The organism is Phormidium sp. FACHB-592 (assembly GCF_014695795.1).
In the GTDB taxonomy this organism is placed as follows: Bacteria; Cyanobacteriota; Cyanobacteriia; order Leptolyngbyales; family Leptolyngbyaceae; genus Stenomitos.
In genome coordinates, this window is record NZ_JACJOZ010000019.1 from 1 (window position 1) to 2,305 (window position 2,305).

At 49.7% G+C, this 2,305-nt stretch carries 3 protein-coding genes and 1 pseudogene; 3 read left to right on the top strand and 1 reads right to left on the bottom strand.

The window, feature by feature from the left end:
• From H6F86_RS03985 to H6F86_RS03995, 3 genes and pseudogenes are all read left to right on the top strand, one after another.
• Positions 1-167: IS1 family transposase (locus tag H6F86_RS03985; protein WP_242033292.1), on the top strand; the 167-nt coding region annotated here is incomplete at its 5' end.
• 401 nt (positions 168-568) lie between these two features.
• Positions 569-703, top strand: a pseudogene (locus H6F86_RS03990) (IS110 family transposase); the annotation flags it as partial.
• Between the two features lie 186 nt (positions 704-889).
• Positions 890-1,888 carry a hypothetical protein gene (locus H6F86_RS03995; RefSeq protein ID WP_190446820.1) on the top strand — a complete coding sequence of 333 codons (999 nt, stop codon included), beginning with the start codon at positions 890-892 and terminating at the stop codon, positions 1,886-1,888.
• A gap of 231 nt (positions 1,889-2,119) precedes the next feature.
• Here H6F86_RS03995 and H6F86_RS31875 read toward each other — a convergent pair.
• The coding region (locus tag H6F86_RS31875) for a hypothetical protein (RefSeq protein ID WP_206756002.1) at positions 2,120-2,305 on the bottom strand (186 nt) is incomplete at its 5' end.

The window sequence follows — 2,305 nt, forward strand, 5'->3', positions numbered from 1 at the left end:
GTAAAGAAACGGGTAGAACCAACTACATTGAACGCTTCAACAACACGTTGAGGCAACGAGTGTCTCGACTGGTTCGCAAAACCTTGTCATTTTCAAAATCCGTAGAGAATCATCTTGGTGCCCTTTGGTATTTCATCCATCACTACAACGCATCATTACTTGTGTAGCACTACCGAAAATGAAACGAGTTCAGCTTCATCTGAGCCCATTATGGCTGTACATCAGTGCTAAAGGTGGTTTAGACCTGACGACCTTCTCCAAAGTCGTCAGGGTTGAGGGATTGGGGTCGTTGGTGCGGTTGTACAACGGCTTAGTTTTAGCAACAGACAAAAAATGATCGTTAAGGCTAAAAAGATCGCTGCATAAGGCTTATAAGGATCACTTTAATTGGATCTCTGTTAGCTCGAACTGTCCGATCTTCAGCCATAAATAGGACAATCCGAATCATGAACAACGATCTTGCGCCATTCCAGACTTCTTAGCAGTGATCAACCAGGCCTCATAAAGGGGACAGTGCCCTCCAACAGCTCACTAACGACCAGCATTTTTCCGCTGCTACAACTAAGCCTATGAGCGCCTGTGTGCCAAGGGCAAGTTAAAGAAGGTCGCTTTGACCGCCTGCATGCACAAGTTGTTGATTATCCTGAATGCTATGGCGAAAACTGGAGTGCCTTGGCGTCCAGATGTGGCGGAAAAAGCTTGACTTTCAACACAATCGCTTCTGCGGCGCGGGGCAGTTAACCGCGCCCCTCCGACAAATCCACATGGAGAGGCGAAGCTGGTAGAAGTTGGGGTTTAAGACTGCGGTTTGTAGACGAGGTATGGATCTCATAGGGAGTTCGCTTTGGAGGTGGGCACCCTAGAACAGAAGCTCTCATACACGCAACGCATGACTCAGCAAAATATTTTGGCTGCTGCTAAGCAAGGCAATCCACAGGCGATCACTGCCCTGATGAACCGCTCCTTGGCTGCGCAAGGTGTGACAGCGAAAGCTCAGCTGACGGATCAGTGTCTGCATGTCATGCTCGAAGCTGAGTTTGCCCCCAATCAGCCAGCAATGGTTGCTTATGTCACGAAAGGTGTTCGGGGACTGAAGGCTGAAGTCGTTCAGCGCTTGGTAATTTATGGACGCCAGCACGGTGCAGATTTCCCAGCTTGGACAGAGCCAGTTGAGTTACAGCCGCTACCGCTGAAGGTTCAGCCTACTACTAACGTTGAAACGTTTAGAGAGCCTGTTGTAGAGCAAGTAGTGGCAACTGCAACCACACCCTCAAAGGCAACAGCGCCGTCTTTACTTTCAGAAAATACTGCACGCTCAAAGCCGGTCAAGCAGAAGTTGCCTTGGTATGAAACAGACAGCAAGAGCATCATTATTGCGTTATTAGTCTTGTTCTTCCCACTTGGTCTTTGGTCTATGTGGAAGCATGGGCACTGGTCGCTCAAAACGAAAGGGCTGATTACTGGGATGTTTGTGCTCTTGCTACTCGTTCATGGGCGGTCAGAACAAACTCCGAGTCCTGTAAGTAGCACGCCCCCGGCTGCAGCAAGTGCGCCCAGTCCTACCCAAACTGAAACAACTGAGAGTCAGGCAAGTTCAGCACCCCCAGCAGCAGCGCAGGCACAGCAACAGCAGTCCAAACAAGCAGCTCAACCTATACTCAATGCCATAAGGAAAAAGTACGGCTATTCACGTTTCATTGACACATGGGGTATGGGTACGCAGGGGCTGTTTTTGCCCGATAACGCCTGGACCAGTCTCGCTGAGAATCAAAAGCAAGTCTTGATTGAGTATGCCCAGTCTCGTGGTTTGACAGCGATTGTTGTAGGCGGGCAACTGCCAAACGACAGCAACGCCATTTCTCTTGACCGCACAGTGTGGGGGGAATAGCTCTTTCAAGCAGCCCCGCAGAGCGGGCACCCAGTTCGCCGCAGTTAAGTGAATTTTTCGAGCCGATACTAGGGGTGTAATCAGGATGCGTGTAATTTAGTGCCACGAGCGCTTGAAACACTTGTTTCTACGTGATCTCTTAGGAAGGACTCTTTATGGAATAGTGGATTCTGAAAGTTCCATTGGGTAAAGGTTTCAAAAGTTGGTGGCACTAAAAAACATTTATCCTGATTACACCCCTACTAGTGGGTCGGGTAAGGAGGCTGCATCACTGCAACCCCCTCCCCTAAGAACCGTGCTTGCGGTAGGGTAGGCGACCAACGAGTTACCATTGCTGGCACTTTTCCAATCGCCCCCCTCCAAACGACGCATGACCGTTTCCGTATCACGTCGCTCTCCAGTAATCTCAACGTGAAA